Raw genomic sequence first — 1,086 nt, forward strand, 5'->3', positions numbered from 1 at the left:
CCGGCCGCGCGGCGAGACGCCCGAGGCGGACGCCGCGCTCGAGGACGACCTGCTCACCGACGAGAAGGAGCGCGCCGAACACGCCATGCTGGTCGACCTCGAGCGCAACGACCTCGGGACGGTCTGCGAGTACGGCTCCGTCGCGGTCGAGGAGTACCGCCGGATCGACCGCTACGCCGAAGTGATGCACCTCGTCTCGAACGTGACCGGTCGGTTGCGCGACGACGAGACGCTCGCCGACGCCATTGCGGCGGTCTTCCCGGGCGGGACGATCACCGGCGCGCCGAAACCGCGCACGATGGAGCTCATCGACGAACTCGAGGCGACCCGGCGCGGGCCCTACACGGGCAGCGTCGGCATCTTCGGCTTCGACGGGCGGGCCACGCTCAATATCGTCATCCGGACGCTGGTCCGCCACGCCGAGGAGTATCACCTGCGGGTCGGTGCGGGGATCGTCCACGATTCCGACCCGGTCCGAGAGTACGACGAGACCCTCGACAAGGCTCGCGCGCTCATCACCGCGGTCGACGAGGCGTTAGGCGAGCGGGCCGAACTGGGGCTCGAGACGGGCGGCGAACCGAACTCGGAGCGGGCCGACGGCGGTGAGTTAGATGACTGAGCCCCCCACTCGAATCCTGGTCATCGACAACTACGATTCGTTCGCGTACAACCTCGTGCAGTACGTGGGGGAGATCGCGGACGACGTCGTGGTCCGGCGCAACGACGCGATCGATCTTGCGGGCGTCCGCGACCTCGAGCCGACCGGCATCGTCGTCTCGCCGGGGCCGGGAACGCCCGAAGCGGCCGGGATCTCGATCCCGCTGTTCGCCGAGACGGAGTACCCGATTCTGGGAGTTTGTCTCGGCCATCAGGCCCTCTGTGCGGCCAACGGCGCGCCGGTCGTACACGCGTCCGACGTCGTCCACGGCAAGCCCTCGACGGTCGAGCACGATGGCGACGGGATCTTCGCCGCGTTGCCCGAGACGTTTCAGGTCGGGCGCTACCACTCGCTGGCGGTCGACCGCGCGGACCTCCCCGATTCGCTGCTCGAGACGGCGCAGACGATCGACGAGCGCGGCGTCCTGA

Annotated in this window: 2 protein-coding genes; both read left to right on the plus strand. The window is 69.2% G+C overall.

All coding sequences use genetic code 11. The annotated features are described in order from the left end of the window. Positions 1 to 619: anthranilate synthase component I family protein (locus tag PGX04_RS14485; protein ID WP_273739162.1), on the plus strand; the 619-nt coding region annotated here is incomplete at its 5' end. Then, the coding region (locus tag PGX04_RS14490; RefSeq protein ID WP_273739163.1) for an anthranilate synthase component II at positions 612 to 1,086 on the plus strand (475 nt) is incomplete at its 3' end. The genes PGX04_RS14485 and PGX04_RS14490, both read left to right, overlap by 8 nt.

This window comes from Natrinema soli, assembly GCF_028618695.1.